The following is a 25,539-nucleotide window of genomic DNA, read 5'->3' on the forward strand; positions in this document are numbered from 1 at the left end:
GCAACGGTCACGCGATCGACCGGAAGTCGTCATGTCCGAACAGCAGGATGGCATCCGTAACCGTTCGCTACAGTCCGCAACACAGGTGACCGACATGCAACCCAAGCGTTCCACTCCTCTTCTGCTTCGCGCCACGATCGCTGGCGTACTCGCCGCCACCGCTCTGCAGGCCAGTGCCCATCTCGCGCCGCGCTTCACCGATGTCAACGGCGATCTGGTGGCCGACGCCCCCACCGACGAGTCCCAGTGGGTCGACCCCGATACCCTGGTGTTCGCCTATACCCCGGTGGAGGATCCGGCCGTCTATGCCGAGGTCTGGGCCGGTTTTCTCGAACATATGGAGGAGACCACCGGCAAGCGCGTCCAGTTCTTCCCGGTACAGTCCAACGCCGCCCAGCTCGAGGCGATGCGTGCCGGCCGTCTGCATGTGGCCGGCTTCAATACCGGCTCCAACCCCATGGCGGTGAACTGCTCGGGCTTCGTGCCCTTCGCCATGATGGCCGCCGAGGACGGCAGCTTCGGCTACGAGATGGAAATCATCACCTACCCGGGCAGCGGTATCGAGACCATGGAGGACCTGGCCGGTCGCAGCATGGCGTTCACCTCCCCCACCTCCAACTCGGGCTTCAAGGCGCCCTCGGCACTGCTGACTAGCGAATTCGGCCTGGTGCCGGACGAGGATTTCGCGACTGATTTCTCCGGTTCTCACGATAATTCCATCCTCGGGGTGGTCAACCGCGATTACGATGCCGCTGCCATCGCCAATTCGGTGGCACATCGTATGGTCTCCCGTGGCGTCGTGAATGAAGGCGACTACGAGGTTCTCTACACCTCGCAGACCTTCCCCACCACCGGCTATGGGCACGTCTACAACTTGCATCCCGAGCTGGCCGAGCAAGTGAAGGAAGCCTTCTTCAGCTTCGACTGGGAAGGCAGCGCCCTCCAGGCTGAGTTCGCCAATTCCGGCGAGGCGCAGTTCATCCCGATCACCTACCAGGAGCATTGGGAAGTGATCCGCACCATCGACGAAGCCAACGGCGTCACCTACGACTGCGACTGATGTCGCGGACCGGCGACGCTTGGTGCGGCCAGGCAGCTAGCGCAGCCGGGGCTCCGCCCCGGCTGCGACATGCATGAAGAGGGAAATTTTCCATGCTGACCCTTTCCAACCTCTGCAAGCGCTACCCCACCGGGGATCTTGCGCTGACCGATATCGATCTGACCCTGCCCCGCGGGCAGGTACTGGCATTGATCGGCCCCTCGGGTGCCGGCAAGAGCACGCTGATCCGCTGCGTCAATCGCTTGGTAGAGCCCACCTCGGGCAGCGTTACCCTCGGCGGCGTGGAGCTGACGCGCCTCTCGGGCCGGCGCCTGCGCGAGGCCCGGCGTGCCATGGCAATGATCTTTCAGGAATATGCCCTGGTCGATCGCCTCACTGTGATGGAGAACGTGCTCTCGGGGCGCCTGGGCTACGTCGGCTTCTGGCGCAGCTTCCTGCGCCGATATCCGCAGGAAGTGGTGGCAGAGGCGTTTCACCTGCTCGAGCGCGTCGGTCTGCCGCATGCCATCGACAAGCGTGCCGACGCCCTCTCCGGGGGGCAGCGCCAGCGCGTCGGTATTGCCCGCGCCCTCCTGCAGCGCCCCGAGCTGCTACTGGTGGACGAGCCCACGGCGAGCCTCGACCCGAAGACCTCGCGCCAGATCATGCGCCTGATTCGCGAGCTGTGCGCCGAACACGAATTGGCCGCCATCATCAACATTCATGACGTGCTCCTCGCCCGCCAGTTTGCCGACCGTATCGTCGGCCTGCGCGCGGGTCGAATCGTTTTCGACGGCCGCCCCGAGGAGCTCGACGCCGATATCCTGACCACCATCTACGGTGAGGAAGAGTGGGACACCCAGAGCGAGGCCGCGTCGAGCCAGGAGCCGGAATCCCCGGCTCGCCCACTTCATCAGCCGCTGACCGCTGTCGCCGCGGGAGGGGTGCGATGACCCGCGAACAGCTCGCCCGAGTGGGCCGCTGGCAGCGCTTGCCGCGTATTGCCGATGCCAGGCTGCGCTGGCTGCTGATCGGCGGCGCCGTGATCTACCTGGTGCTGGCGCTGGCCAGCGTTCAAGTCAACTGGGCCAGGGTCGCCGAGGGCATGGGGCGAGGACTCAACTTTCTTGCTGCCTTCGCCCAGCCCGACTTCGTCAGCCGCCGCGGTGACATTCTCGACGGTCTTCTCGAGAGCTTGACCATGACGCTGACCTCCACCGTGATCGGCGTGGCACTGGCCATCCCAGTGGGGCTCGGAGCGGCACGCAACATCGCACCGTTGTCGGTCTACTTGGTCTGTCGCGGCATCATTACCGTTTCGCGCACCTTTCAGGAGGTGATCATCGCCATCCTGTTCGTGGTGATGTTCGGCTTCGGCCCGTTGGCCGGCATGATCACCCTGGCCTTTGCCACCATCGGCTTCATGGCCAAGCTGCTGGCAGAGGACATCGAGGATCTCGACTGGCGCCAGGTCGAGGCGGTTCGCGCTACCGGGGCCAACTGGTGGCAGGTCATGAACCACGCCGTGCAGCCCCAGGTGATGCCGCGCCTGATCGGGCTCTCCATGTACCGCCTGGACATCAACTTCCGTGAGTCGGCGGTGATCGGCATCGTCGGCGCCGGCGGCATCGGCGCCACCCTGAACACCTCGATCGGCCGCTACGAGTACGACACCTCGGCAGCGATCCTGCTGATCATCATCGCCATCGTGCTGCTGTGCGAGTACAGCTCGAGTCATGTCCGCCGCTGGACCCAGTAATGCAATGGCTGCGCGTCAGAATCGCTGTGTTGCTCGAAGGCTCAGAATCCTCACATATCCCTCATATGCTCCGGTTCTTGCGCTTCGAGCGCCTTGCGCTTCATTACGCTCGCTCATTGCCTTTGCCTGAAAGGAATGATCCATGCCCGTTACGACCACTCCGCAGGGTACGCCGATCTGGCGCCTGCGCACCACCCGCGCCCAGTGGCTCGGCTATCTCGCCTGGCTGGGGGGCATCTCGCTGTTCCTGCTGTGCTGGAAAGTGATCTCGGACAATACCATGTGGGTGTTCGTCGAAGACGCCGGCCGCCAGGGCAGCGACTTGGTCAGCCGCATGCTGCCGCCGCAGTGGAGCTACGCCCAGCGGCTGTGGAAGCCGATGTGGGATACCCTCAATATCGCCACGCTCGGCACCCTGCTGGGCATCGCCATGGCCTTTCCGGTGGCCTTCCTCGCGGCACGCAATACCTCGCCTCATCCGCTGGTGCGCAGCGCCGCATTGGTCATCATCGTCTCCTCTCGCTCCATCAATTCGCTGATCTGGGCCATGCTGCTGGTCACGATTCTTGGCCCTGGCGTACTGGCCGGCATCATCGCCATCGCCCTACGCTCGATCGGTTTCGTCGGCAAGCTGCTCTACGAGGCCATCGAGGAGATCCACCCCACGCCGGTGGAAGCGATCAGCGCCACCGGCGCCAGCCGCATGCAGGTGTTGAACTACGGCGTGCTGCCCCAGGTGCTGCCCGCCTTCGCGGGGATCAGCGTCTACCGCTGGGATATCAACATCCGCGAATCCACGGTACTGGGGCTGGTGGGGGCCGGCGGCATCGGGTTGCAGCTCAACGCGGCGATCAACAGCCTGGCCTGGAGCCAGGTCAGCGTGATCTTTCTGATGATCTTCGCCACGGTGCTGGTCTCGGAGTGGATCTCGGCCCGGGTGCGTCATGCCATCATCTGATGGCTCCGTGACCGGCCCCGCGGTATCGCTGCAGACAGAAGATCGCCAGCCCGCCGGTGGCGGCGGGCAGCAAGAAGCCTATGGCATAGCTTGCGGTAACCCAGACGATCAAGCTGAATAACGCGGGTCCCACCAGCACCCCCATGTAAGTGAGCACCAGTACGGCGGCGGTGGCTTCGCCCACTTCGCCGGGCCGGCAGCGCCGGGTCACTTCCGCTAGATAGACCCCGTTCCAACCGACCGAGGTAGCACCCGCCAGTACGAGCAGCGCCACTACCGTCCAGGTGGGTAGCAACGCCCCGAGAAGGGCCAGGACCAGAAACACGAGCGTGATGGCGACAGCCAGGCCGATCAGAACCGGCAGGCTGCGGCCCAGGTAGTCGGCCAGCACTCCCCAGCCGATGCGCCCCGTCACCCCCGCCACATGCACCACCGAGACGACGACCCCGGCGGTGACCAGGGCGAGGAGTCGCTCCTCGACCATGAAAGCCACCGCAAAGCTGAGTAGCGAAAGCTGGGCTGCCGAGAGGCAGAAACCGACGGCCCCCAGCCAGCGCATCGAGGGTTGCTCGCGCAACACGGCCAGGCTGCCGCTGCCGCGCATGGGGGCGGTGGGCTGGCGGGTCTGGTCCCAGAGCAGGCGCCGGCCTTGCAATAACAGCAGCATACCCAGGCAGGCCAACCCCACCGCCAGGAACGCCGCGTGCCAGCTCCAATAGGCCGTCAGGGTCGGCGCCAGCAGACCGGCCAGGACCCCGCCCAGGGGCACACCGGTCTGCTTGATGGAAAACATCAGGTTGCGCCGCCCGGCGGGCGTGTAGCGGGTCAGTAACTCCGCTGCTGCCGGACTGGTCAAGCCATAGGCCAGACCCAGCATTACGGTGGTGCCAAGCAGCGCCAAGGGTGTGCCGAGCAAGGCCAGCATGCAGCCGGCCAGCACCAAGGCCATGGCCAGTTGGCTAGCCCGGCAACCGCCCAGGCGTCGCGCCACCACTGCCGACTGCAGCGAGGAGAGCATCGCCACGCCGTAGAGCAGGCTGACCTGCAGCCCCACCCAACCGGTGGGCATACCGAAGGCCGCCGCCACCTGAGGCGCGAGAGTCGGCACCAGCAGCATGGCGCCACTGCACAGGACCTGCACCCAAGTGGTCGCTGCCAGGACCCACCAGCCTTCCGCACTGGTTGATGAAGACGAAGGCGTAGGGGACGAGGCCGTCATGGCAGACTCCGGTCACGGTGACGAAACCGTTAGCCTACACATAAATTTTCCGGCGTCACCAGCGCCATTGGCGAAGGCCGCCTGCGTCATGCCGGACGGTATCAGGGAAAGCGCTACCAGGGCAGCGGCTCTCCATTGCTATGCCAGAAGCCGCCGCTGTTCTCCAGCGTCAGCGCCGCGATACGCGCAGCGATGCCGGCAGCGGCTTCTTCGGGCGGGATCAGCCCACCGAAATTGACCATGCGGGTCTGCACGTATCCCGGGTGCAACTGAGCCACGGCAACGCCCTTGGGTTTGAGGTCCATGGCCAGCGATCTGCCGAAGGCGTTCAGCGCCGCCTTCGATGCCCGGTAGCCGTAGCGCCCGCCGGAATCGTTGTCGGCGATGGATCCCATGCGACTGGTGACGTTGGCGACCTTGCTGCCCGCCCCGAGGTTGTCCAGCAGCGCCTCGGTCACCCGCAGCGGGCCGTAGGCGTTAATCTCCATCTGCTCGCGAATCGAATCGAAGTCCAGGGAGCCCAACGATTCGTCGCGCAGCAGGCCGGCATTGTTGATCAACAGGTCGAGACGCTGCCCCTCGAGTTGCGCGACGAGCCGGGCGATATCCTCGGGCCGCGTCACGTCGATACCTTCGATCACCCGCTCGGCAACTTCGGCGAGTTCGGGGGAGGCCTCGCGACAAACGCCGATCACCCGCCAGCCCGCGTCGCGATAGTGACGGGCCAAGGCCTGGCCGATCCCACGATTGGCGCCCGTGATCAGTACGCTGGAAGACATGGCTGGCTCCTCTCCGTTGGTCGTGTTGTCGCTAAGATTACGACCAGTTTGGCGCTCGTCGGAGCGAGTTCAAGTACTGATTCGGCACATATTCATCAACGCAGCGTTCGGCTTATAATGGTTACTCAATGTAAACGCCCGCCTCGCCGGGCTCTTCCCACCGATGCCTGCCATCGAAAAGGATGCTGTAATGGCCAATCGCGCCCCTACCTTCGCTCTCGTCACCCTGGGCGGCGTTATCGTCGGCTTCGTTATCGGCTGGCAGCTGCCCGCCGCCATGACCGCCGACGCCGCGCCGACCGAAAGCGCCGCTGCCGACGCCCCGGCGCTGCCCACACTGAGCCTGGGCGAGCGCCTGCGCGGCGAGATCACCTCCGACAGTGAGCTGAACGGCAAGGACGGGAGTCGCTTCGAGCGCTTCAGTCTGCCGCTCGAAGAGGGCACCCTGATCGAGATCGAACTCGATGGCCCGCTGAAAGGTACGCTGACCCTGTACGACGACCATGCACAGATGTTGGCAACCAGCAGCGATCCGGCCTATTACGACGCGTCCAGTGCTTCGGCGCTGCGCCGGCGCATCGATGAAAGCGGCGACTATACGCTGGTCGTCAGCGGCCATGACCTGCATAGCTATGGTCCCTTCACACTGACCAGCCGTGAAATGGAGCTGATCGAAAGCGATACCTTGGCCATGCCCATGCAGGCCGACGGCTGGCTGCAAGGGGGCGCAGACCATTACACGTTCACCATCGAGGAAAGCGGTCTCTACCAGGTCGAGATGCGCTCGAGCGATGTGGACGCCTTCCTGGTGCTGGACGGGCCCAATGGCTACCGGCGCGAGGACGATGACAGCGCAGGCAACCTGGATGCGCGCATTGCCGACTTCCTCGAGCCCGGCGAATACCGACTGACGGCGCGCACCGCCTACGGTGAAGGCAACGGCCTGTATACCCTCGAACTCGCGCCGCATGCATTCGCCGATGCCAACGCGCTACGCAACAGCGGCGAGCTGCGCCTCGACGAGCCGCTGCAGGGCTGGCTGAGCGGTGACGCGCTGGTGTATCAGCTCGAACTCGAGACCCGTTCGGCGGTCACTTTGGAGATGCTCTCCGACGATTTCGATTCCGTACTCGAACTGCAAGGCAATCACGTTTTCGCCAGCGACGACGACGGCGGTGAAGGGCTCAACGCGCGGCTTTACTACCCCTTGGAGCCCGGTAGCTATACCGTGACGGCGCGCCGTCACGGCACCGGCGGCAGTGGCCTGTTCGAGCTGAGGGCCAGTGCCGTCGAGATCGACGAGATGCCGGGAAATGATCGACTGGAGGTGAACCATCCCATCAGCGCCAGTCTGCTGCCGGGCGGCAGGTCAGTCTACGAATTTCAGATCGACCGGGCGGGTGAATATCACCTGGAAATGCGCTCGAATGACTTCGATGCCTATCTGGAGCTCGAGGGTGAGGGGGTCTTCCTCAGTGATGACGACGGCGCCGGCGATCTGAATGCACGCATCAGCACCCACTTGGAACCCGGCGCCTACCGGGCCACCGCGCGCTCCTACGGCGGTGGCGACGGCGGTGCCTACACGCTGAGCCTGAGCAGCGCATAGGTCTCCGACACCAGGCGGGAAAGCGCCCGTTCCCGCATGGTGTCGCGGGAACGGATTCAATCGCGTCGCTGCCGGCGATCGATGAATAGGCTGTTGCCGGGGCGACGCTTGGCCTGTTGCTTGAGTTCGGCGAGTTCCGTGGCAATGGCGAGTGGGTCGCAACCGCGTCCATCCCGGACCGGGCGAGCGGCAAGTGACAGACTGACGAATGGGTAGAAAGCCATCTGCCCTTGCCGGCTCTTGACCCGCACGCCACCGGCCCGCCGATCCTCGGCATCGTAGAACCCCGGCACCAAGCCACCAAACGCCTCGAGTATCGCGTGGCAACGCCGCTCCCAGCCGTTCCCGGCAAGCAGTAGCATGAAGTCGTCGCCGCCAATGTGGCCGACGAAATCCTCCCGTCCCGCCTCTTCCCCGAGCAGTTGCGCCAAGACCACGATCATGCGGTCGCCTCGGGCGTAGCCATAGGCATCGTTAAACGCCTTGAAATTGTCCAGGTCGCAATAGACGGCGGTGAAGGCCGCACCGCTCTCCAACCATTCGCCGAGCGTCTCGTTGATCAGCAGATTGCCCGGCAGCCCCGTCAGGGGATTGGCATGACGCGCCTGGCGTATTTGGATCGCGGTGATCTCGCGCAACAGGTCGACGATGTTTCCCATGCCCAGGTACCCCCCCTGGGCATCGACGATCACGAAATCCTCCTGAGGGACATCCTTGCTGCCGGTGATCTGTTGGCTGAGCAAGGTCAATGGCGTCTCGTCGATAGCGATCGGTACACGCGGATCGATCAGCTCCTTCACCTGCCGCTTGGTGAACAGGGCATGACTATAGGGGTTGGTGAACAGCGTCAGGAACTCGTTTCGCCGAATCACGCCCACTGGGCGCCCCTCGTCGACAACCGCCACGCAGCGTAGGTGAGGGTCGGCACGAAAGCGCTCCGCCAAGTTGAGTACCGGCCAGCATGGCGTGATGGGCTCCAGAGGTCTGAGCACAGCGCGGGCACTGCGCATCGTATCCTGACGCAGCGGTGCACCGCCGGGAAGAAAACGTTCGATCTCTTGCGGTGGCGCCAGGCTAGGCCGGGCGAAATAATACCCCTGCAGCAGCGAGAGGCTGCGGTCGAGCTCCCACAGACAGCGGTACTCTTCGGCGGTCTCAACCCCCTCGGCGATCAGCAGGCAGCCCAGGCTGCGAGACACATCGAGAATCGAACGCAGGAATTCCTGCTTGCCGGGCTCGCGGTCGATGCCCGCGATGAAGTGACGATCCAACTTGACGAAATCGGGGCGTAGCTCGGCCCAGTGACGCAGGCTTGAATGCCCCGCCCCCAGGTCATCCAGTGCCACCTGGAAGCCCATGTCCCGGTAATGGGAGACGGCCTGCCGCATCAGGGCATAGTCGTGAATCGGCACGTGTTCGGTCAGCTCGATTACCACCCGGTTGGGCGCCAGCCCATGCTCACGCAGGTAGCCTAGGGTAAGCCCCTCGCGAAAATCGCGCTCGACGATCGTCGAGGGCATGACGTTGAGAAAGAGGCTTCCGGGCAGGCCGAGCCGAACGAAGGCTGCGATCGCCAGGCGCCGACACATCAGGTCCAGTTCTACCAGCAGGCCCTGTCGCATCGCCGCATCGAACAGCACCAGCGGCGAATACAGCCTCGAGCCCTCCGGCCCGCGAATCAACGCCTCATAACCGTGCACCCGCTGCCGCTCCACGTCGACGATCGGTTGAAAGCAGGGCATCAGCCGCTCGCCCTCGATGATCGCCCTAAGCTCTTGCTCCTCCCCGCCGGCCATGTCGTGCCCTCTGTTCCCCCCGAGATGAGTCACAGTGCGTCATCGCTGTGACAGCGACATGACACCACCTGACATGCCCCCTGTCATATCAGCTATATCGAATTGAAACATGAAACGCTTAGCGTTATCGGCGACATCTATTCAAGGAGAGTCTCATGTCGCCTCGCACTACCGCGCTCATAACAGGCACGCTCACCGCCACCTTGTCGCTTTCCGCCCACGCCGCTACCGAGGTGCAGTGGTGGCACGCCATGTCCGGTGAGCTGAGTGAGATTCTCGAAGGCATCACGAGCGGCTTCAACGCATCCCAGGATGACTATCGCGTGGTGCCCAGCTACCGAGGCAACTACACCGAGACCATGACCGGCGCCATCGCGGCCTTCCGTGCCGGGGAGCAGCCGCACATCCTGCAGGTGTTCGAGGTCGGCACCGGCACCATGATGGCCGCCGAAGGCGCCATCTACCCGATCTACCAACTGATGGAAGACCATGGCCGCGCCTTCGATCGCGAAGCCTTCCTGCCGGCGGTGGTGGGTTACTACACCGACACCAACGGCAACATGCTGTCGTTCCCGTTCAACTCCTCCACGCCGATCATGTACTACAACCGCGAGATCTTCGACGCGGCGGGCGTAGAGGAAGTCCCGCGCACCTGGGGCGAGATGGTCGAAGCTTCGCAGCGGATCGTCGATAGCGGTGCCGCCGATTGCGGTTTCACCACCTCTTGGCCAAGCTGGGTGATGCTGGAGAACTTCTCCGCCATGCATGACCTGCCGCTGGGCACCCTGGAGAACGGCTTCGGTGGCCCCGAAACCGAGTTCGTGTTCGACAACGAACATGTCGCCCGCCACTGGGACAACCTCAAGCAGTGGCAGGACGACGGCCTGTTCCGCTGGGGCGGCCCCGGCCCGGGCGATGATGCCGCACCGATGTTCTACTCCGGCGAGTGTGCGATGTTCTTCGGTTCCTCCGCCTCACGCGCCGGGGTGCTGGGCAACGCAGAATTCGAAGTCGGCTACGGCATGCAGCCCTATTACGATGATATTGGCAGCGCACCGCAGAACTCGATCATCGGTGGCGCCACGCTGTGGACGCTCCAGGGTCACAGCGACGAGGAGTACGCCGCCGTCGCCGCGTTCTTCGACTATCTCTCCCAGCCGGAAGTACAGGCCGACTGGCACCAGCGCACCGGTTACCTGCCGATCACCATGGCCGCCTGGGAGCTGAGCGAGGAGCAGGGCTTCTATGCCGAGAACCCCGGTGCCGACACCTCCATCGAGCAGATGAACCTGAACCCGCCGACCGCAAACTCCAAGGGCATTCGCTTCGGCAACTTCGTGCAGATCCGCGACATTATCTCCGAAGAGATGGAAGCGGTGATGACCGGCGGCAAGGATGGCCAACAGGCTGCCTCTGATGCCGTACGCCGTGGCAATCAGCTGCTGCGCGACTTCCAGGCTGCCAACCCGTAAAGTCCTATCGCCGCCGTCCACGCCACCGTGGACGGCGGTTTGGTCTGAAGACGAGCCCCGATGCAGACAAAACGCATGACCCTCCCCGGCGGCTGGCTCCCCTATGCACTGCTGGCCCCGCAGGTAATCGTCACCCTGATCTTCTTCATCTGGCCCGCCGGCCAGGCCTTCTACCAGGCGCTGCTGCGTGAAGACCCTTTCGGCCTGAGTCGCACCTTCGTCGGGCTGGACAACTTCGCACGCCTGTTCAACGACCCGCTGTATCTCAATTCCATGAGCGTGACGGCGGTATTCGCCATCGGCACCACGCTGCTCTCCATGAGTATGGCATTGCTGATGGCGATGGCCGTCAACCGCCTGATTCGCTCGCGCCATGCCTACACCACTCTGCTGGTGTGGCCTTACGCGGTGGCCCCGGCCATTGCCGGAGTGCTGTGGTGGTTCATCTTCCATCCTTCCATCGGCATCCTCCCTTACATGCTCGACATGCTCGGCTATCGCTGGAACCACCGCACCTCCGGCACAGATGCCATGCTGCTGGTGATCTTCGCCGCCGCATGGAAGCAGATCGCCTATAACTTCTTGTTCTTCCTGGCCGGACTGCAGTCGATACCGCAATCGCTGATCGAAGCCGCCGCCATCGACGGTGCCAGCCCGTTCAAGCGTTTCTGGAGCATCGTCTTTCCTCTGCTGGCCCCCACCACCTTTTTCCTGATGGTGGTCAATGTGGTCTACGCCATGTTCGACACCTTCGGAGTGATCCACGCCACCACCCAGGGTGGCCCGGCCCAGGCGACGAATATTCTGGTCTACAAGGTGTACGCCGACGGCTTCGTGGGGATGAATCTCGGCAGCTCCGCCGCCCAGTCGGTCGTCCTGATGGCCATCGTCGTGGCGCTTACCGTGGTGCAGTTCCGCTTTATCGAGCGCCGCGTCAATTATTGAGGTGAAGGACATCCATGGTCGAACATCGCCCGGTGGGCAACCTGCTCACTCATGTGTTGTTGATGCTCGGCGTAGCCATGGTGCTACTGCCGGTTTACGTGGCCATCATTGCCTCGACCCAGGGGCCGGGCGAGCTGATGCGCGGCGGCCTGCCCTTGCTGCCCGGCGGCCACGCTCTGGAAAACTACCGCCTGATGTGGCAAAGCGGGCTGTCCAGCTCCAGCGCTCCGGCAGCGGGCAAAATGCTGTGGAACAGCCTGATCATGGCGCTGGCGATCACCGTCGGCAAGCTGGCCATTTCGCTGCTCTCGGCCTTCGCCATCGTCTATTTCCGCTTCCGCTTTCGGCTGTTCTTCTTCTGGCTGATCTTCATCACCCTGATGCTGCCGGTGGAGGTGCGTATCATCCCCACCTTCCGCGTAGTGGCGGATCTCGGCATGCTCAACAGCTTCGCCGGCCTCTCCATCCCGCTTATCGCCTCGGCCACCGCTACCTTCCTGTTTCGCCAGTTCTTCATGACGGTACCGGAGGAGATGCTCGAAGCCGCTCGGGTGGACGGCGCGGGGCCGATGAAGTTCTTCAGGGACATTCTGCTGCCGCTGTCGATCACCAATATCGCCGCGCTATTCGTGATCATGTTCATCTACGGCTGGAACCAGTACCTGTGGCCGCTACTGATCACTACCGACCCGGAATACTACACCATCGTCATGGGCATCCAGACCATGATCAATTCAGAAGGTTATGTACCCTGGCACCTGGTGATGGCGGCCGTGGTCATGGCCACCCTCCCCCCGGTGCTGGTGGTCCTGTTCATGCAGCGGTTGTTCGTGAAAGGCCTGACGGAAACGGAGAAATAAAATGGCAAGCATCAAGCTGGAAGGCCTGAGGAAAACCTATCCCGGCAATGTGCAGGCGGTGAAGGGCATCGACCTGGACGTTGCCGATGGCGAATTCGTGGTGCTTGTCGGCCCCTCGGGTTGCGGCAAGTCGACCCTGCTGCGCATGGTGGCCGGGCTCGAGAGCGTCGGCGAAGGCACACTGCATATCGGCGACCGCGTCGTCAACGACCTGGAACCGGCCCAACGCGACATTGCCATGGTATTCCAGAACTATGCCCTCTACCCGCACATGACGGTATTCGACAACCTCGCTTACGGTCTCAAGAATCGCGGTCACCAACGCGACGAGATCGAGCGCCGGGTTCAGGAAGCCGCCAAGATGCTCGAGATCGAAGAGCTTCTGCCGCGCAAGCCGCGCCAGCTCTCCGGCGGTCAGCGCCAGCGAGTGGCGATGGGGCGCGCCCTGGTACGTGAGCCGGCGGCCTTTCTGTTCGACGAGCCCCTTTCCAACCTGGATGCCAAGCTGCGTGTGCAGATGCGGGTGGAAATCAAGCAGCTCCAACGCCGCCTCCAGACCACCAGTCTCTATGTCACCCACGATCAACTCGAGGCCATGACGCTGGGCGACCGCCTGGTGGTGCTCAACGGGGGGCGCATCGAGCAGGTCGGCACGCCCATGGAGATTTATCTCCGCCCCGCTTCGTTGTTCGTCGCCACCTTCATCGGTTCGCCTGCGATGAACCTGTTTCCGGTGGATTATCTGCGCGAAAGAGGCAGTGGCCTGCTCGATGACCTGCCCGAAGGCACCGATATCGTCGGCATTCGACCCGACGATCTGCACATTCAGGCGCCGGACAAACGGCATCTGATAGTGGAATCGACCCTGGAACTGTTCGAGGCTGCCGGCGCCGAGAGCCACCTCTACGTGCGCCTGGAAGGCAACGATCAGCCTACGGTGATCCGAACCGCCGGCCAGCCACCGGTGACGGAAGGCGAGACGCTGCGCTTCCATGTGACCCGCGAGGCGCTGCACCCCTTCAACCGGGAAAGCGGCCGGCGAATGGGTGTCTGATATGACGACAATCAGAACAGCGCGAGGGGAGGATTATGCGCCGCTCTTCGCACTGTATCGCGAACTCAATCCCGAGGACCCCGCTCCCAGCGACGACACACGACGTGTCTTCGAACGCATCCTACGAAGTCCCGATCTGGTTCTTGTCGTAGCCGAACTCAACAGGGCTTTGGTGGCGACCTGTTATCTCAGCATCATGCTGAACCTGACTCGCGGAGCCCAACCCTATGCCTTGATCGAGAACGTCGTGACGCATCCTCACTATCGCGGCCAAGGCATTGGGAAGCAGCTCATTCGTCATGCCCTTGAACACGCATGGTCACGAGGCTGCTACAAAGTCATGCTATTAACTGGCTCTGAGGAAGCTTCAACTCATGCGTTCTATCGTGCTTGTGGCTTTTCCGGCGAGGCCAAGCATGGGTATGTCATTCGTCGCGGCTAAAGCAGGAGCCCTATGCCCAATAACGCTGCTTCTCTAATCGACACTCTCAAGCGGGCCGCGCGAGCGGCCGGTGACATCCTGCGCGAGGGCTATGAGGCCGCCGGCGCGATCCCTTTCGAATGCAAGGGCGCATCCGACTTCGTGACCCACTTCGACCGGGCGGCGGAACACGCCATTATCGACACCGTCCGCCGCTCCCATCCTCAAGTGGGGTTCCTGGGTGAGGAGACCGGCACGACGCCCGCCCAGAACGGCGATGTCACGGTGATCATCGACCCGCTCGACGGCACCAACAATTTTCTTCATCGGGTTCCTCACTTCTCGGTCTCCATTGCCGTTCGCGAGGGCACGACCCTGACCCAGGGCGTGGTCTACCACCCGTTGCTGGACGAGATGCTGTGGGCCGTGCATGGCCGGGGAGCCTATCTGAACGATAATCGTGCGGTTGCGCCGCCGGCCCGTGGCATGGCCGAGATGCTGGTGGGCACCTGCCTGCCCTATCACGCCAAGGGCGACTACGCGACCAGCCTGCGCCAGTTCGCCGCTCTGATGCCACGGGTAGCCGGCATACGCAGCCCTGGTTCGGCAGCTCTCGAGATCGCCTATGCCGGCCTCGGTCGTTTCGATGCCTTCTGGTCGGAGGGCGCCGTTCTCGAACTGTGGGACATCGCCGCCGGGATCGTCATTGCCCGCGAGGCGGGACTCGCCGTCACCGACCTCGAAGGCAACGCCGCTCCCGCGGCGTGGCGCAACCTGCTGGTGGCCCACCCTGAACGGCACGCCAAGCTGCTCGCCTACCTGAACAACGGCTGAACCGAGATGCGGGTTCGAGCGGCTCCGGCCGGGCAACGAGGCTCGCAGCCTCTAGCGCCAAAGGCCGCGCTGGCTGGCCTGACGCGACGCCCCCGTCCAAGCGTAGGCGCTTTGCTCTGGCATGGATCGATCTTCAGCCTGGGACTACGCTGAACCAGGCAAATGAGGAACTTGCCTATCCGGAGGAGACCGATGCCTGGGCAAACGGACCATGCCAACCTGTTCGACGACGCGCGCTCGCGCCTGGAAGCCGTGTTCGAGGCCCTCGACGTGGCAGCGGATGCGAGGGAAAGATTGATGCAGCCCAACCTATCGCTGCAAGTCAGCGTTCCGGTGCGCATGGACGATGGGAGCCTCAAGGTATTTCCCGGCTGGCGAGTGCAGTACAACGATACGCTGGGCCCGGCCAAGGGCGGCATCCGCTTCCATCCCGATGTCACCCAGGAAGAAGTCACCACGCTGAGCTTCTGGATGGCAGTGAAGTGCGCGGTGGTCGATCTGCCCTACGGGGGCGGCAAGGGCGGTGTCCAGGTCGACCCCAAGTCGCTGTCACGCCTCGAGCTGGAGCGCCTGGCACGCAGTTACGTGCGCGCCATTGCCGACGTCATGGGACCCGACCGTGACATCCCCGCCCCCGATGTCAACACCAACGCCACGATCATGGGCTGGATGGCCGACGAGTTCGATCACCTCGCCCGCGCCAAGGTGCCTGCCGCCATTACCGGCAAGCCGCCGGCGCTGGGAGGCTCGCTGGGACGCGTCGCCGCCACCGGACGCGGCGCCCTGCATGTACTGGACTTGTGGGCCGCTCGCGAGGAGCGTCGCCCCGAGGACATCCGAGTGGCGATCCAGGGCTTCGGCAACGCCGCCTATCACTTTGCACGCCTGGCTCACGCACGGGGCTACCGGATCGTTGCCGTCTCCGATTCCAAGGGTGCCATCTACAGCGAGGAGGGCCTGGACCCCGACCCGATCATGGCCCAGAAGCGCCGCAACCAGCGATTGCACGACATGGTCTATTGCGACGATTCGGTGTGTATCGCCGAGCATGTGGAGAAGCTGGAACGCGACGACCTGCTCACTCTCGAGGTGGATGTATTGACGTTGGCGGCACTGGAAAACCAGATTCATGATGACAACGTCGACCTGGTGCGGGCTAGGGCACTGCTCGAGATCGCCAACGGTCCGGTTACCAGCGCGGCCGATGCACGGCTCGAGAAGCGAGGCGTGCCGGTGCTCCCCGACGTGCTGGCCAATACCGGCGGCGTGATCGTCAGCTACTACGAATGGGTGCAGAACCGCACCGGCGAACGCTGGGCCGAGGAAGAGGTCAACGCACGCCTCGCCGAGCGCATCGAGCGGCAGAGCCGATTGGTACTCGAGCGCGCCGAGCGGGAATCGGTCTCGTATCGCCAAGCCGCCTATCGTCAAGGGATCGAGCGGATCGTCGACGGCATCCTGAAGCGCGGCAATTGCCAGGACAGCGATTGAACCGTCATGAGCCGCCGCGGGGGGTGACAACTCGAACATCGACGGCGACAATGGCGCCCACGTCGAACGGACCCGGAACGGCCATGTCGCAAGCGCTGAGAATTCTGCATCGTGACGATTATCTGGTCGCGGTGGACAAGCCCGCCGGCCTGCTGGTGCACCGCACGGCGTTGGCACGCGGCGAGCGTGAATTCCTGCTGCAGCGTCTGCGCAACCAGCTGGGGCGACGGGTTTATCCGGTACATCGCCTTGATCGTCCCACGTCCGGGGTGATGCTCTTCGCTCTCGATCCGAACACGGCCGCCCGACTGACCGAAGTCTTCGCTGAGCGCCGGGCGCACAAGCGCTACTTGGCCGTGGTGCGCGGCATCGGCCCCGAGCACGACCGGCTCGATTATGCGCTGCGCGAGGAAGACGGCAGTCGCCCCAAGGCGGAGATGCCGGCGCTGGAAGCGGTGACCGAAATTCGCCGACTCGACAGTGCGGAGTTGCCCGTTCGAGTGGATCGCTATCCCACCAGCCGCTATTCGCTGCTGGAAGCGCGCCCACTGACCGGTCGGCGTCACCAGATCCGTCGTCATCTGTCGCGCCGCGGCTATCCGATCATCGGCGACGCCAAGCATGGCAAGGGCAACCACAACCGCTTCTTCGCGGAACATTTGCAGTGCCCGCGGCTACTGCTGGCGGCAGTAGGCCTGGCCTTCGAGCATCCCCTCGACGGCCGCCACGTCGAGGTGAGCGGCGCCCTCGATGCCACCATGACGACGCTGTTCGAGCGTTTCGGCTGGGCCGGCCATCTGCCGCTCGACAGCGTGCGGGAATCGTCTTGTCAGTCCCTCCTCCCTGCCTGATCCGGAGACTCGATCTGTCACCATGACCGTCCCCCCCACACCACAGGACGACTATGCCTTTCGCTTCGGCGGCATTCGCCGGCTTTACGGCAGCCGCGCGCTCGAGCACTTTCGCACCGCCCATGTGGTGGTGGTGGGAGTGGGTGGCGTCGGCAGCTGGGCCGTAGAGGCATTGGCACGCTCGGGCATTGGCCGGCTTACGCTGATCGATCTCGACGATGTCTGCGTCTCCAACGTCAATCGTCAGCTTCCCGCCCTCGATGGCAACATCGGGCGGCCCAAGGTGGAGGTCCTTGCCGAACGCTGCCGGGCCATCCAGCCCGGCATCGAGGTCGCCGCCGACCCCGCTTTCGTCACGCCGTCCAACCTGACGGTCCGCATTCCCACAGACGCCGACTACGTGATCGATGCCATCGACAGCGTCGTGGCCAAGGCCGCGCTGATCCATTGGTGCCGTAGGCGCAAGCTGCCGATCGTCGTGGCGGGCGCCGCTGGCGGCCAGACCGATCCCACCCGCATTCGGGTGGCGGACCTGGCGCGCACCGAGCACGATCCGCTACTGGCCAAGGTGCGCGCCCGCCTGCGACGCGACTACGGTTTTTCACGCAACCCCAAGCGGCGCTTTTCGGTCGAATGTGTCTATTCCGATGAGCAATTGGTCTACCCTGGCGCTGATGGCGAAGTCTGCCTGCAGAAGCCCGGCGCCGGTGAATCGACACGGCTGGATTGTGCCTCCGGCGTGGGGGCGGCCACGTTCGTCACGGGCGGCTTCGGTTTCGTCGCCGTTTCAAGAGTGCTCGCACGCTTGGCCAAGCAGGCCGCCAGGAAGGAGGCGGTCGAGGATGACACGGATTGCTGACCTGGAGCCCACAATGACCCACCCCTATCCCGTCCCCGGCATTTACAGCCATTACAAGGGCAATCGCTACGAAGTGCTAGGCGTGGCCCACCACAGCGAAACCGAGGAACCCATGGTGGTTTATCGTGCGCTCTATGGCGATTACGGCCTGTGGGTACGACCGCTCGCCATGTTTACCGAAACCGTCGAGGTCCGTGGAGAACCCGTTCCGCGTTTCGACCTGGAGAAGGCGTTCTGACCCTACCGGCCTGACCGCTCTCTCAACCTCAACCAAACCGCCCTTTCATCTGCATGCCCTCGGCAGAACCGGCGCCATAAAGGCACCGGCACGGGCCGGGCGGTAGTGTCGCCGGAGTCCGGAGCGAATTATTCGTCACCGGCCTCCTGCATTTGGCGCAGCAGGTAGTTTTCGATGCCGACCTTGTCGATCAGGCCGAGCTCGGTCTCGATATGGTCGATGTGTTCCTCTTCGTCGGCAAGAATATGGCGGAACAGGTCGCGGGAAACATAATCCTTGACCTGTTCGCAGTACGCGATGGCCTCGATGTAATCGTTACGGCCGTCGTGCTCGATCTTGAGGTCGCTTTCGAGCATCTCGCGCACATTCTCGCCGATGTGCAGCTTGCCTAGGTCCTGCAGATTGGGCACGCCCTCCAGGAAGAGGATGCGCTCGATCAGCTTGTCGGCATGCTTCATTTCATCGATGGATTCGTCGTACTCCCACTTGGCAAGCGCCTTGAGGCCCCAATCCTTGTACATCTTGGCATGCAGGAAGTACTGGTTGATCGCCACCAGCTCGTTGCCGAGCGCCTTGTTGAGATACTCGATGACCTTGGCATCGCCTTTCATGTCGCCGTACTCCCGTCTCGTGTCGGTCTAGGCCTTGCGTGTCGTTCAACACGATATGATAGGACAGTATTAGTCCAAACACACAAAAAATCCAACCGCGACAATCGGTTGGATTAATGTCAACAAGAATGAGAGAGATTGGCAACGAGGTGCCGCCGCGCGACGCCCCGAGCGCTACACGGCGTAGGCGAGATCGTTGGCCGAGGCCATGAATTCCGCCTTGACGGCTTCACGGGTGATGGCCTTGCCCACACAGGCGCACTTGCCGCACTGGGTACCGCAGCCGGTCTCCTGCTGCACTTCCCGCCAGCTCCGAGCTCCCTTTTCGATGCTTTCGCGGATCTTGTGGTCGGACACGCCCTTGCAGAGACATACGTACATCGACATCACCTCGCTGTGCTTACGAGGGGTAATGTAAATGATTCGCATAGGCTGTCGCAAGAGGGAATTACCCTTGGTGGGTTCGCGTCAGGATCAGCGCCGGTCTGGCTTGGGTAATACGACAACCCGTGTCCCCGATGCGATATCGGACCAACTGCGACGCTCGGTATCGAATAGCACCCAGAGATAGCCCAGGCCGAAGGCCAACAGCGATAACCAGGCCATCACGTAGCGCACCAGGCTCTGACGCAAGGTGAGCGAATGGCCGCTGCGGGTCTGTACGCGCAGTCGCCAGGCCTGCATGCCCAGGGTCATGCCGCCTCGCATCCAGAAGAAGGCGAAGAACAGGAATGCCCCAACCAGCAACGCCAACTGGAGCGTCAGGCGCTGCAGTACTCCCTGGCCCACCTGCTCAGCATCCAGGCCCAGGCCCAGGCGTACGAAGGCCACTTGCAGCACGCCGATCAGCACCCAGATTGCCGCCACCAGGAAAGCGTCATAGAGCATGGCGCCCAAGCGGCGCCCCAAACCGGCCGGCCATACGTCGTCGAGTTGATCGAATCGTCGTTGCATCAGCGTCTCTTTCTTTCAGGTCCATGCCGCCGGTGTCGCTAGCCCGAGCGACGCAATAGATAAAGTCCCAGAGCGGCGCAAAGCAGGGTCGGCGCCAACACCGCCCAGGCCGGCGAGAAACCGAATACCGTCGAGGCCGGTGCCAGCAGATCCTGGAGATATTTGAACGTCAGTCCGACGATAACGCCGTAGAACACCCGCGTACCGGCAGCCACGGTGCGTAGTGGGCCGAACACGAACGACGCCGCCACCAGCACCAGCGACGCCATGGTCAGCGGCAACAGCATTTTTTGCCAGAAATACAGCAAGGGCTGGGTGGCTTGCTGTCCTTGGGTTAACAGGTAGCGCGAATAGGCCCACAGTTCGCTGGGCGCTTGGCTATTGATGTCGCGCAGAAGGCGATTGAGCTGGTCGGGCGTCAGCGTCGTCTGCCATTCCAGTCGCTCGTGCGCCTCGGCTTCGGTGCGGTCGTCGACGAAGCGCGTGATCCGCACGTCTTCGAGCATCCAGCGTTCGCCCTCCCAGACCGCACGCGCTGCCTGCACGGCTTCGCGCAAGCGCTTGTCCTCGAAGACATAGCGGGTCAGGTCGAGCACGGTATCGTCGGCCCGGATGGCACCGAAGCGATAGATGCTGCCGCCTTCTCGCTGCCAGCCGCCGCTCTGGGTCAGCAGGGCGCCTTCACCCTGCATCTGTTCCAGGCGCCAGGCGCTGGCGTACTGCTCGGTGCGCGGACTGACGAACTCGGCGATCAACAGCAATATGATCACCACCAGAATGATCGGCTTCATCACGCCCCACAGAATGCGCGCCAGTGAGCGACCGGCTGCACGCATGACCGTGAGCTCGTTGCTCGAGGCCATGCTGCCAAGCCCGATCAGCGCACCGATCAGGACCCCTACCGGCGCATACTGGTAGAAACGCCAGGGCAGGCGCATCAGCAGGAAGAGCAACACCTCGAGGGCGCCGTAGCCACCTTCCACGTCGTCAAGGTCGTTGATATAGCTGATCACCAGGTCAAGCCCCAGCAATACCACCTGGACGACGATGATCGCGCCCAGCACGTTGCGGGCGATATAGCGATCGAGACGGTCGGTCACCAGCATCAGCGCATCCCCCGGCGCTGGTTGTGCAGCAGCAGACCCAACCCGAGCGCCAGGAAGAGCAGGTGAATGGGCCACATGCCGATCGTCGCCGGCAGCGAGCCGCGCCCCACGGCATCGAGTGCCGCCAGCAGCAGGCTCAAGTAACAAATATGCAGAAAGATCGCCGGCAGCAGCTTGGCGAAACGCCCCTGGCGTGGATTGACCCGGGACAGCGGCATTGCCAGCAGGGTCAGGATGAAGACCATCAATGGGAGTGACAACCGCCACTGCAACTGGGCCTGCGCCGGGTCGGCGTCATCGTTGAGCAACGCCGCCGTGGTGGCGTACTCCGCCGAATCCAGCTCCCGCTGCTCGCTGCCTAGCGAGAGCCGCACGGCGTAAGTTTCAAACTCGAGCCGCTCGGCCTCGTGGCGCCCGGGGTCGACGCTGTAGCGTTCGCCGTCGGCCAGCACCAGGAAGCGGCTACCGGTCCGTTCGTCCACGGTCTGGTAACCGCTTCCCGCTCGAGTCACGGCGGTATCGGGCGTGCCGTCTCGGCGCCGCTGACGCTCGCTGATGAAAACCTCCTGCATGCGCAACCCATCGTCGCTAAAGGATTCGGTGTAGGCGGTGCGCCCGCCGCCAAAGTCCTGGAAGCGCCCCGGCGCCAGCGCCGAGAAATCGAGCTGGCTACGCTGCTCCTCGAGCATGACCGCGTTGTGCAGCGCACCGGCGGGTGTCAGCCACAGGCTGCATACTCCCACCAGCAGCGCCACCAGGGTGGCGGGTACCAGGCTGACCTGAAGCAGCCGCACGGGGCTGATGCCGCAGGCCACCAATACGGTGATTTCACTGTTGAGATAGAGCTGGCCATAGGCCAGCAGGATACCGAGAAAGAACGCCAGCGGCAGAATCAATTCCAGAAATCCCGGCAGGTGGAACAACATCAGGTTGCCTAGGATAGTGGCCGGGATGTCGCCTTCGGCGGCATCGGTGAAGTAACGAATGAATCGGCTGCCCATGATGACCAGCAGCAGCACACCGGCGACGGCGGCCATGGTCACCAGGATCTCGCGTGTCAGGTAACGAAAAATGATCATGCGGCGGTCTTCCATGCAATGGCGCCATGCCTTGAGTACACTGGGGTGATTCGGCAGTGGCCCGGAGCCGTGCCGGCATTATCCAGAATCCCTCATCGCTTGTCTTGTGGAGTCACCATGGAATTCCCAGTTCAGACGGCCAATCCCGCCAAGGCCGAAACGGCCTGCCTCGTGGTACCGGTGTTCAAGGATGGCGATCTGCTGCCTGCCGCCGCCAAGCTCGACGACGCCAGCGAGCGGCTGATCGGCCAACTGATCGAGCGCGGCGATTTCGACGCCAAGCTGGGCAGCGTGCAACTGATTCCCTTCGCCCCCGGCCTGAGCACCGATCGCCTGATGCTGGTAGGGCTGGGCGAGCGTGAAAAGTGTCAGGAGCGCGCCTTCCTCAAGGCACTGGATGCCGCCTTCACCGCAGTGGCCGCCCTGCCGGCCGAGGACGTCGCCGTAGCCTTTACCGACGTACCGCTTGGCGATCGCAGCGACGGCTGGAAGGCCCGCATGACCGCTGAGGCCGCTCATCGTGCCGTCTATCGCTTCGACGAATTCAAATCGGAGAAAGGTACTCGGCCGCAGCTCGAGCGCGTCACTTTGCTGCTCAGCGACGGCGACACCGTCGAGGCCGTCCGCGAGGGGGCACGCATCGGTGACGCAGTCGGACAAGGGGTCGCCTTCACCCGCACCCTGGGCAACCTGCCGGGCAATGTCTGCACGCCGACCTACCTGGCCGAACAGGCCGAACAGCTCGGCCGCGAGTCGGACGGCGCCCTTGAGGTCGAGATCCTCGACGAGGCGGCGCTGGAGGAACTTGGCGCCTTTAGCCTGCTCTCGGTGGGCCGCGGCAGCGAGCAGCCCTCCCGACTGATCGTCATGCAGTATCAAGGCGCCGAGAACACCGGCGAGGCGCCCCACGTGCTGGTGGGCAAGGGGATCACCTTCGACACCGGCGGTATCTCGCTCAAGCCCGGTGAGGCCATGGACGAGATGAAGTTCGACATGTGCGGGGCGGCCAGCGTCTTCGGTACCGCCAAGGCGGTACTCGGCATCCGGCCCAAGCTCAACCTGGTGTTCATCGTCGCCGCCGCCGAGAATATGCCCGACGGTCGCGCCACCAAGCCCGGCGACATCATCAGGACGCTGAAGGGCCTCACGGTGGAAGTGCTCAACACCGACGCCGAGGGACGCCTGGTGCTGTGCGACGCCCTGACCTACGCCGAGCGTTTCGAACCGGCCAGCGTGGTCGACATCGCCACCCTCACCGGTGCCGCGATCATCGCCCTGGGCCACCACGCCACTGGCCTGCTCGCCAATGACGACGACCTGGCGCTGGATCTGCTCGACGCTGGCGAGGCCGCCTGGGATCGCGCCTGGCACCTGCCGCTGTGGGACGAGTACAAGGAGCAGCTCGACTCCAACTTCGCCGACATGGCCAACATCGGCGGTCGCCCGGCCGGCACCATCACCGCCGCCTGCTTCCTCTCGCGCTTCGCGGACAAGTTCCCCTGGGCGCACCTGGACATTGCCGGAACCGCTTGGACTTCGGGCAAGCAGAAAGGCGCCAGCGGCCGTCCGGTGGGGCTGCTGACCCAGTACCTGCTCGATCGCGAGGAAGAGACGCGCCAGGTCGAAGACGACGTCTGACGCCGACAAGGTTGCCATTGCCGACGGCAACCGTTACATCTGTCGCCATGCACGCCCGGGCCGTCCGGCCCGAGGCGTTCGAGAATCCCAAGAAAACGCCGGTATCCCGGCATAGCGGAGACTTTTTTGCCGTGCCCCACGCAACCTTCGAGATACTGCCAAGCGCCATGCCCACGGCAGCCAACATTCGCGATGACGTTCTCGCCAATCCCGGATTCGGGCGCTATTTCAGCGACCACATGGCCCACGTGCGCTGGACGGCCGATGCCGGCTGGCACGGCCACGAGGTGCGCCCCTACGGCCCCTTGACCCTCGACCCGGCAGCCGCCGTGCTGCACTACGGCCAGGAGATCTTCGAGGGTATCAAGGCCTACCGCCACGCCGACGGCTCGGTGTGGTCGTTCCGCCCGGAAAAGAACGCCGAGCGCTTCCGCCGCAGTGCCCGCCGCCTGGCCCTGCCCGAGCTAAGCGACGAGGACTTCGTCGGTTCGCTCAAGGCCCTGCTCGCCCAGGACCAGGCGTGGGTGCCGACGCCCAGGAACGAGGCCGATGAGTCGAGCCTCTACCTGCGCCCGTTCATGATCGCCAGCGAGAAATTCCTCGGCGTGCGTCCGGCCCATGAGGTCGACTACTACGTGATCGCCTCCCCCGCCGGTGCCTACTTCAAGGGCGGCATCGCCCCGGTGTCGATCTGGCTCTCCTCGCATTACAAGCGCGCCGCCCCCGGCGGCACCGGCTTCGCCAAGTGCGGCGGCAATTATGCCGCCTCGCTGGCCGCGCAGAAGGAAGCCGAAAAGCATGGCTGCAGCCAGGTCGCCTTCCTCGACGCCGCCGAGAACAAGTGGATCGAGGAACTGGGCGGCATGAACCTGTTCTTCGTCTACAAGGACGGCCGCCTGGTCACGCCGCGCCTGACCGACACTATCCTCGAGGGCGTAACCCGCGACTCGGTGCTCACCCTCGGCCGCGATGAAGGCTTCATCCCGGAGGAGCGCGCCATCAGCATCGACGAGTGGCGCGACGGCGTGGCTTCCGGCGAAATCACCGAAGTCTTTGCCTGCGGCACCGCTGCGGTGATCACCCCGGTGGGACAGCTGATCAGCGAAGACGACACCATCCAGATGCCCGATGCCGGCAACGAAATCGCCAAGCGCCTGCGCGGCAAGCTGCTCGACCTGCAGTACGGCCGGGCTGAAGACAAGCATGGCTGGTTGACGCGCCTGGTGTAACAGCGAAGGCGCCGCAATGGGCTCGCTGGTGCGAGTCCGTTGCTCCACAGCTATTACCACGGAGGCGAGGGGCGCCGACGGGCAGGCCGGCGCGGAGGTCCTACGCCAGGGATGGCGTCGGTAGCGTACAGGGAAGTATCCACAGTGCCTCCGCGAAGGCCTGCCCGTCGGGAAAGCCCCGGGCAGACTCTGATGACCCAAGTCGATTTCTACATACTCCCCGACACCACGCTGGAAGCGCGGCTCGACTTCGCCTGCCGGCTGGCCGAGACCATCGCCGGCAAGGGCTACCGGCTGCACTTGCACGCCGAGGACGAGGCCATGGCCAGCGATCTCGACGAGCGGCTGTGGACCTTCCGCCCCGAGGCCTACCTGCCCCATGCCCTGCTCGGCAGCGACATGGCCGAGAGCGTGGCGGTGACCCTCGGCTGGGAGCACCCACCCGAGCCGAATCCCCAAGCCCCAATGGCGCTGCTCAACCTCGACCCGGGCATCCCCGAGTGGTTCTCGCGCTTCGAGCGGGTCGCTGAGATCATCAACCAGCACCAGCAGGTGCTCGTCGCCAAGCGCGAGTGCTGGCAGACCTACAAGCAGCGCGGCTATCCCGTCAAAGCGCATCAGCTACGTGGCTAATACCGCCAAGCCAGGGGCGCCGGGGGCAGGCCGAAGAGGAGGTCTTTTGCCATGGGTGAGGAGCATGCTCCGAACGGGCTGGCCATGGATGGCCAGCCCTGGTCC

General features: G+C 63.9%; 26 protein-coding genes. 18 read left to right on the plus strand and 8 right to left on the minus strand.

Going from position 1 to position 25,539, the window contains the following annotated elements:
* Positions 1-94: 94 nt before the first annotated feature.
* From phnD to phnE (F0A17_RS09520), 4 genes are all read left to right on the plus strand, one after another.
* Positions 95-1,060 carry a phosphate/phosphite/phosphonate ABC transporter substrate-binding protein gene (gene phnD, locus F0A17_RS09505; protein WP_149328243.1) on the plus strand — a complete coding sequence of 322 codons (966 nt, stop codon included), beginning with the start codon at positions 95-97 and terminating at the stop codon, positions 1,058-1,060.
* Between the two features lie 92 nt (positions 1,061-1,152).
* On the plus strand, positions 1,153-1,992 hold the full coding sequence (gene phnC / locus F0A17_RS09510; protein ID WP_149328082.1) for a phosphonate ABC transporter ATP-binding protein: 840 nt from the start codon (positions 1,153-1,155) through the stop codon (positions 1,990-1,992).
* Positions 1,989-2,798 (plus strand): phosphonate ABC transporter, permease protein PhnE, encoded by an 810-nt coding sequence (gene phnE, locus F0A17_RS09515; protein ID WP_149328083.1) that lies wholly within the window; start codon positions 1,989-1,991, stop codon positions 2,796-2,798. The genes phnC and phnE (F0A17_RS09515) overlap by 4 nt, the downstream gene beginning before the upstream one ends.
* A 142-nt stretch (positions 2,799-2,940) precedes the next feature.
* Complete coding sequence (phnE, locus tag F0A17_RS09520; RefSeq protein WP_149328084.1) at positions 2,941-3,756, plus strand: phosphonate ABC transporter, permease protein PhnE; 816 nt, start codon at positions 2,941-2,943, stop codon at positions 3,754-3,756.
* Here the strand turns inward: phnE (F0A17_RS09520) and F0A17_RS09525 are convergent.
* Positions 3,749-4,975 (minus strand): MFS transporter, encoded by a 1,227-nt coding sequence (locus tag F0A17_RS09525; RefSeq protein WP_149328085.1) that lies wholly within the window; start codon positions 4,973-4,975, stop codon positions 3,749-3,751. The two genes, phnE (F0A17_RS09520) and F0A17_RS09525, sit on opposite strands and share 8 nt — an antisense overlap.
* Before the next feature lie 113 nt (positions 4,976-5,088).
* Positions 5,089-5,754, minus strand: a complete 666-nt coding sequence (locus tag F0A17_RS09530) for an SDR family oxidoreductase (protein WP_149328086.1) — start codon at positions 5,752-5,754, stop codon at positions 5,089-5,091.
* A gap of 190 nt (positions 5,755-5,944) precedes the next feature.
* On the opposite strand from F0A17_RS09530, the gene F0A17_RS09535 reads away from it, so the two are divergent.
* On the plus strand, positions 5,945-7,363 hold the full coding sequence (locus tag F0A17_RS09535; protein WP_149328087.1) for a hypothetical protein: 1,419 nt from the start codon (positions 5,945-5,947) through the stop codon (positions 7,361-7,363).
* A 56-nt stretch (positions 7,364-7,419) separates the two neighbouring features.
* On the opposite strand, the gene F0A17_RS09540 is transcribed toward F0A17_RS09535, so the two are convergent.
* Positions 7,420-9,159 (minus strand): bifunctional diguanylate cyclase/phosphodiesterase, encoded by a 1,740-nt coding sequence (locus F0A17_RS09540; RefSeq protein WP_149328088.1) that lies wholly within the window; start codon positions 9,157-9,159, stop codon positions 7,420-7,422.
* Positions 9,160-9,314: 155 nt separating this feature from the next.
* Here F0A17_RS09540 and ugpB point away from each other — a divergent pair, with 155 nt between their 5' ends.
* From ugpB to F0A17_RS09590, 10 genes are all read left to right on the plus strand, one after another.
* Positions 9,315-10,631, plus strand: coding sequence for a sn-glycerol-3-phosphate ABC transporter substrate-binding protein UgpB (gene ugpB / locus F0A17_RS09545; RefSeq protein WP_149328089.1), 1,317 nt, complete (start codon positions 9,315-9,317; stop codon positions 10,629-10,631).
* A gap of 60 nt (positions 10,632-10,691) precedes the next feature.
* A complete protein-coding gene (ugpA, locus tag F0A17_RS09550) occupies positions 10,692-11,576 on the plus strand; it encodes a sn-glycerol-3-phosphate ABC transporter permease UgpA (protein WP_149328090.1) in 885 nt (294 codons plus the stop codon).
* Positions 11,577-11,590: 14 nt separating this feature from the next.
* Positions 11,591-12,436 carry a sn-glycerol-3-phosphate ABC transporter permease UgpE gene (gene ugpE, locus F0A17_RS09555; RefSeq protein ID WP_149328091.1) on the plus strand — a complete coding sequence of 282 codons (846 nt, stop codon included), beginning with the start codon at positions 11,591-11,593 and terminating at the stop codon, positions 12,434-12,436.
* Position 12,437: 1 nt separating this feature from the next.
* Positions 12,438-13,490, plus strand: coding sequence for a sn-glycerol-3-phosphate import ATP-binding protein UgpC (locus tag F0A17_RS09560; RefSeq protein ID WP_149328092.1), 1,053 nt, complete (start codon positions 12,438-12,440; stop codon positions 13,488-13,490).
* 1 nt (position 13,491) lies between these two features.
* Positions 13,492-13,932 (plus strand): GNAT family N-acetyltransferase, encoded by a 441-nt coding sequence (locus F0A17_RS09565; protein ID WP_149328093.1) that lies wholly within the window; start codon positions 13,492-13,494, stop codon positions 13,930-13,932.
* 12 nt (positions 13,933-13,944) lie between these two features.
* The gene (locus tag F0A17_RS09570) at positions 13,945-14,745 is read left to right on the plus strand and encodes an inositol monophosphatase family protein (protein ID WP_149328094.1); all 801 of its coding nucleotides are present in this window, start codon (positions 13,945-13,947) and stop codon (positions 14,743-14,745) included.
* A gap of 192 nt (positions 14,746-14,937) precedes the next feature.
* Complete coding sequence (locus tag F0A17_RS09575) at positions 14,938-16,236, plus strand: Glu/Leu/Phe/Val family dehydrogenase (protein WP_149328095.1); 1,299 nt, start codon at positions 14,938-14,940, stop codon at positions 16,234-16,236.
* Between the two features lie 83 nt (positions 16,237-16,319).
* Complete coding sequence (locus F0A17_RS09580) at positions 16,320-17,087, plus strand: pseudouridine synthase (protein WP_149328096.1); 768 nt, start codon at positions 16,320-16,322, stop codon at positions 17,085-17,087.
* Positions 17,088-17,109: 22 nt separating this feature from the next.
* Positions 17,110-17,946 (plus strand): tRNA cyclic N6-threonylcarbamoyladenosine(37) synthase TcdA, encoded by an 837-nt coding sequence (gene tcdA / locus F0A17_RS09585; RefSeq protein WP_149328097.1) that lies wholly within the window; start codon positions 17,110-17,112, stop codon positions 17,944-17,946.
* 13 nt (positions 17,947-17,959) lie between these two features.
* Positions 17,960-18,184: a DUF1653 domain-containing protein gene (locus F0A17_RS09590; RefSeq protein WP_149328244.1), complete on the plus strand. Its 225-nt coding sequence runs from the start codon at positions 17,960-17,962 to the stop codon at positions 18,182-18,184.
* Between the two features lie 128 nt (positions 18,185-18,312).
* Here F0A17_RS09590 and bfr read toward each other — a convergent pair whose 3' ends face one another.
* The 5 genes from bfr to lptF form a co-directional block, all read right to left on the minus strand.
* Positions 18,313-18,795: a bacterioferritin gene (gene bfr / locus F0A17_RS09595; RefSeq protein ID WP_149328098.1), complete on the minus strand. Its 483-nt coding sequence runs from the start codon at positions 18,793-18,795 to the stop codon at positions 18,313-18,315.
* 174 nt (positions 18,796-18,969) lie between these two features.
* Positions 18,970-19,176 carry a (2Fe-2S)-binding protein gene (locus tag F0A17_RS09600; protein WP_149328099.1) on the minus strand — a complete coding sequence of 69 codons (207 nt, stop codon included), beginning with the start codon at positions 19,174-19,176 and terminating at the stop codon, positions 18,970-18,972.
* A gap of 93 nt (positions 19,177-19,269) precedes the next feature.
* On the minus strand, positions 19,270-19,749 hold the full coding sequence (locus F0A17_RS09605) for an RDD family protein (RefSeq protein ID WP_149328100.1): 480 nt from the start codon (positions 19,747-19,749) through the stop codon (positions 19,270-19,272).
* 38 nt (positions 19,750-19,787) lie between these two features.
* Positions 19,788-20,852, minus strand: a complete 1,065-nt coding sequence (gene lptG / locus F0A17_RS09610; RefSeq protein ID WP_149328245.1) for an LPS export ABC transporter permease LptG — start codon at positions 20,850-20,852, stop codon at positions 19,788-19,790.
* A 2-nt stretch (positions 20,853-20,854) separates the two neighbouring features.
* Complete coding sequence (lptF, locus tag F0A17_RS09615) at positions 20,855-21,934, minus strand: LPS export ABC transporter permease LptF (RefSeq protein ID WP_149328101.1); 1,080 nt, start codon at positions 21,932-21,934, stop codon at positions 20,855-20,857.
* Positions 21,935-22,051: 117 nt separating this feature from the next.
* Between lptF and F0A17_RS09620 the strand changes: the two genes are divergently transcribed.
* The 3 genes from F0A17_RS09620 (at position 22,052) to F0A17_RS09630 (ending at position 25,434) form a co-directional block, all read left to right on the plus strand.
* Positions 22,052-23,572 (plus strand): leucyl aminopeptidase, encoded by a 1,521-nt coding sequence (locus tag F0A17_RS09620; protein ID WP_149328102.1) that lies wholly within the window; start codon positions 22,052-22,054, stop codon positions 23,570-23,572.
* 167 nt (positions 23,573-23,739) lie between these two features.
* Positions 23,740-24,801 carry a branched-chain amino acid aminotransferase gene (locus F0A17_RS09625; RefSeq protein ID WP_228716872.1) on the plus strand — a complete coding sequence of 354 codons (1,062 nt, stop codon included), beginning with the start codon at positions 23,740-23,742 and terminating at the stop codon, positions 24,799-24,801.
* A gap of 192 nt (positions 24,802-24,993) precedes the next feature.
* Positions 24,994-25,434 (plus strand): DNA polymerase III subunit chi, encoded by a 441-nt coding sequence (locus F0A17_RS09630; RefSeq protein WP_149328104.1) that lies wholly within the window; start codon positions 24,994-24,996, stop codon positions 25,432-25,434.
* Positions 25,435-25,539 lie beyond the last annotated feature (105 nt).

The sequence above is a fragment of the Billgrantia pellis genome (assembly GCF_008297955.1).
Classification (GTDB): domain Bacteria; phylum Pseudomonadota; class Gammaproteobacteria; order Pseudomonadales; family Halomonadaceae; genus Halomonas; species Halomonas pellis.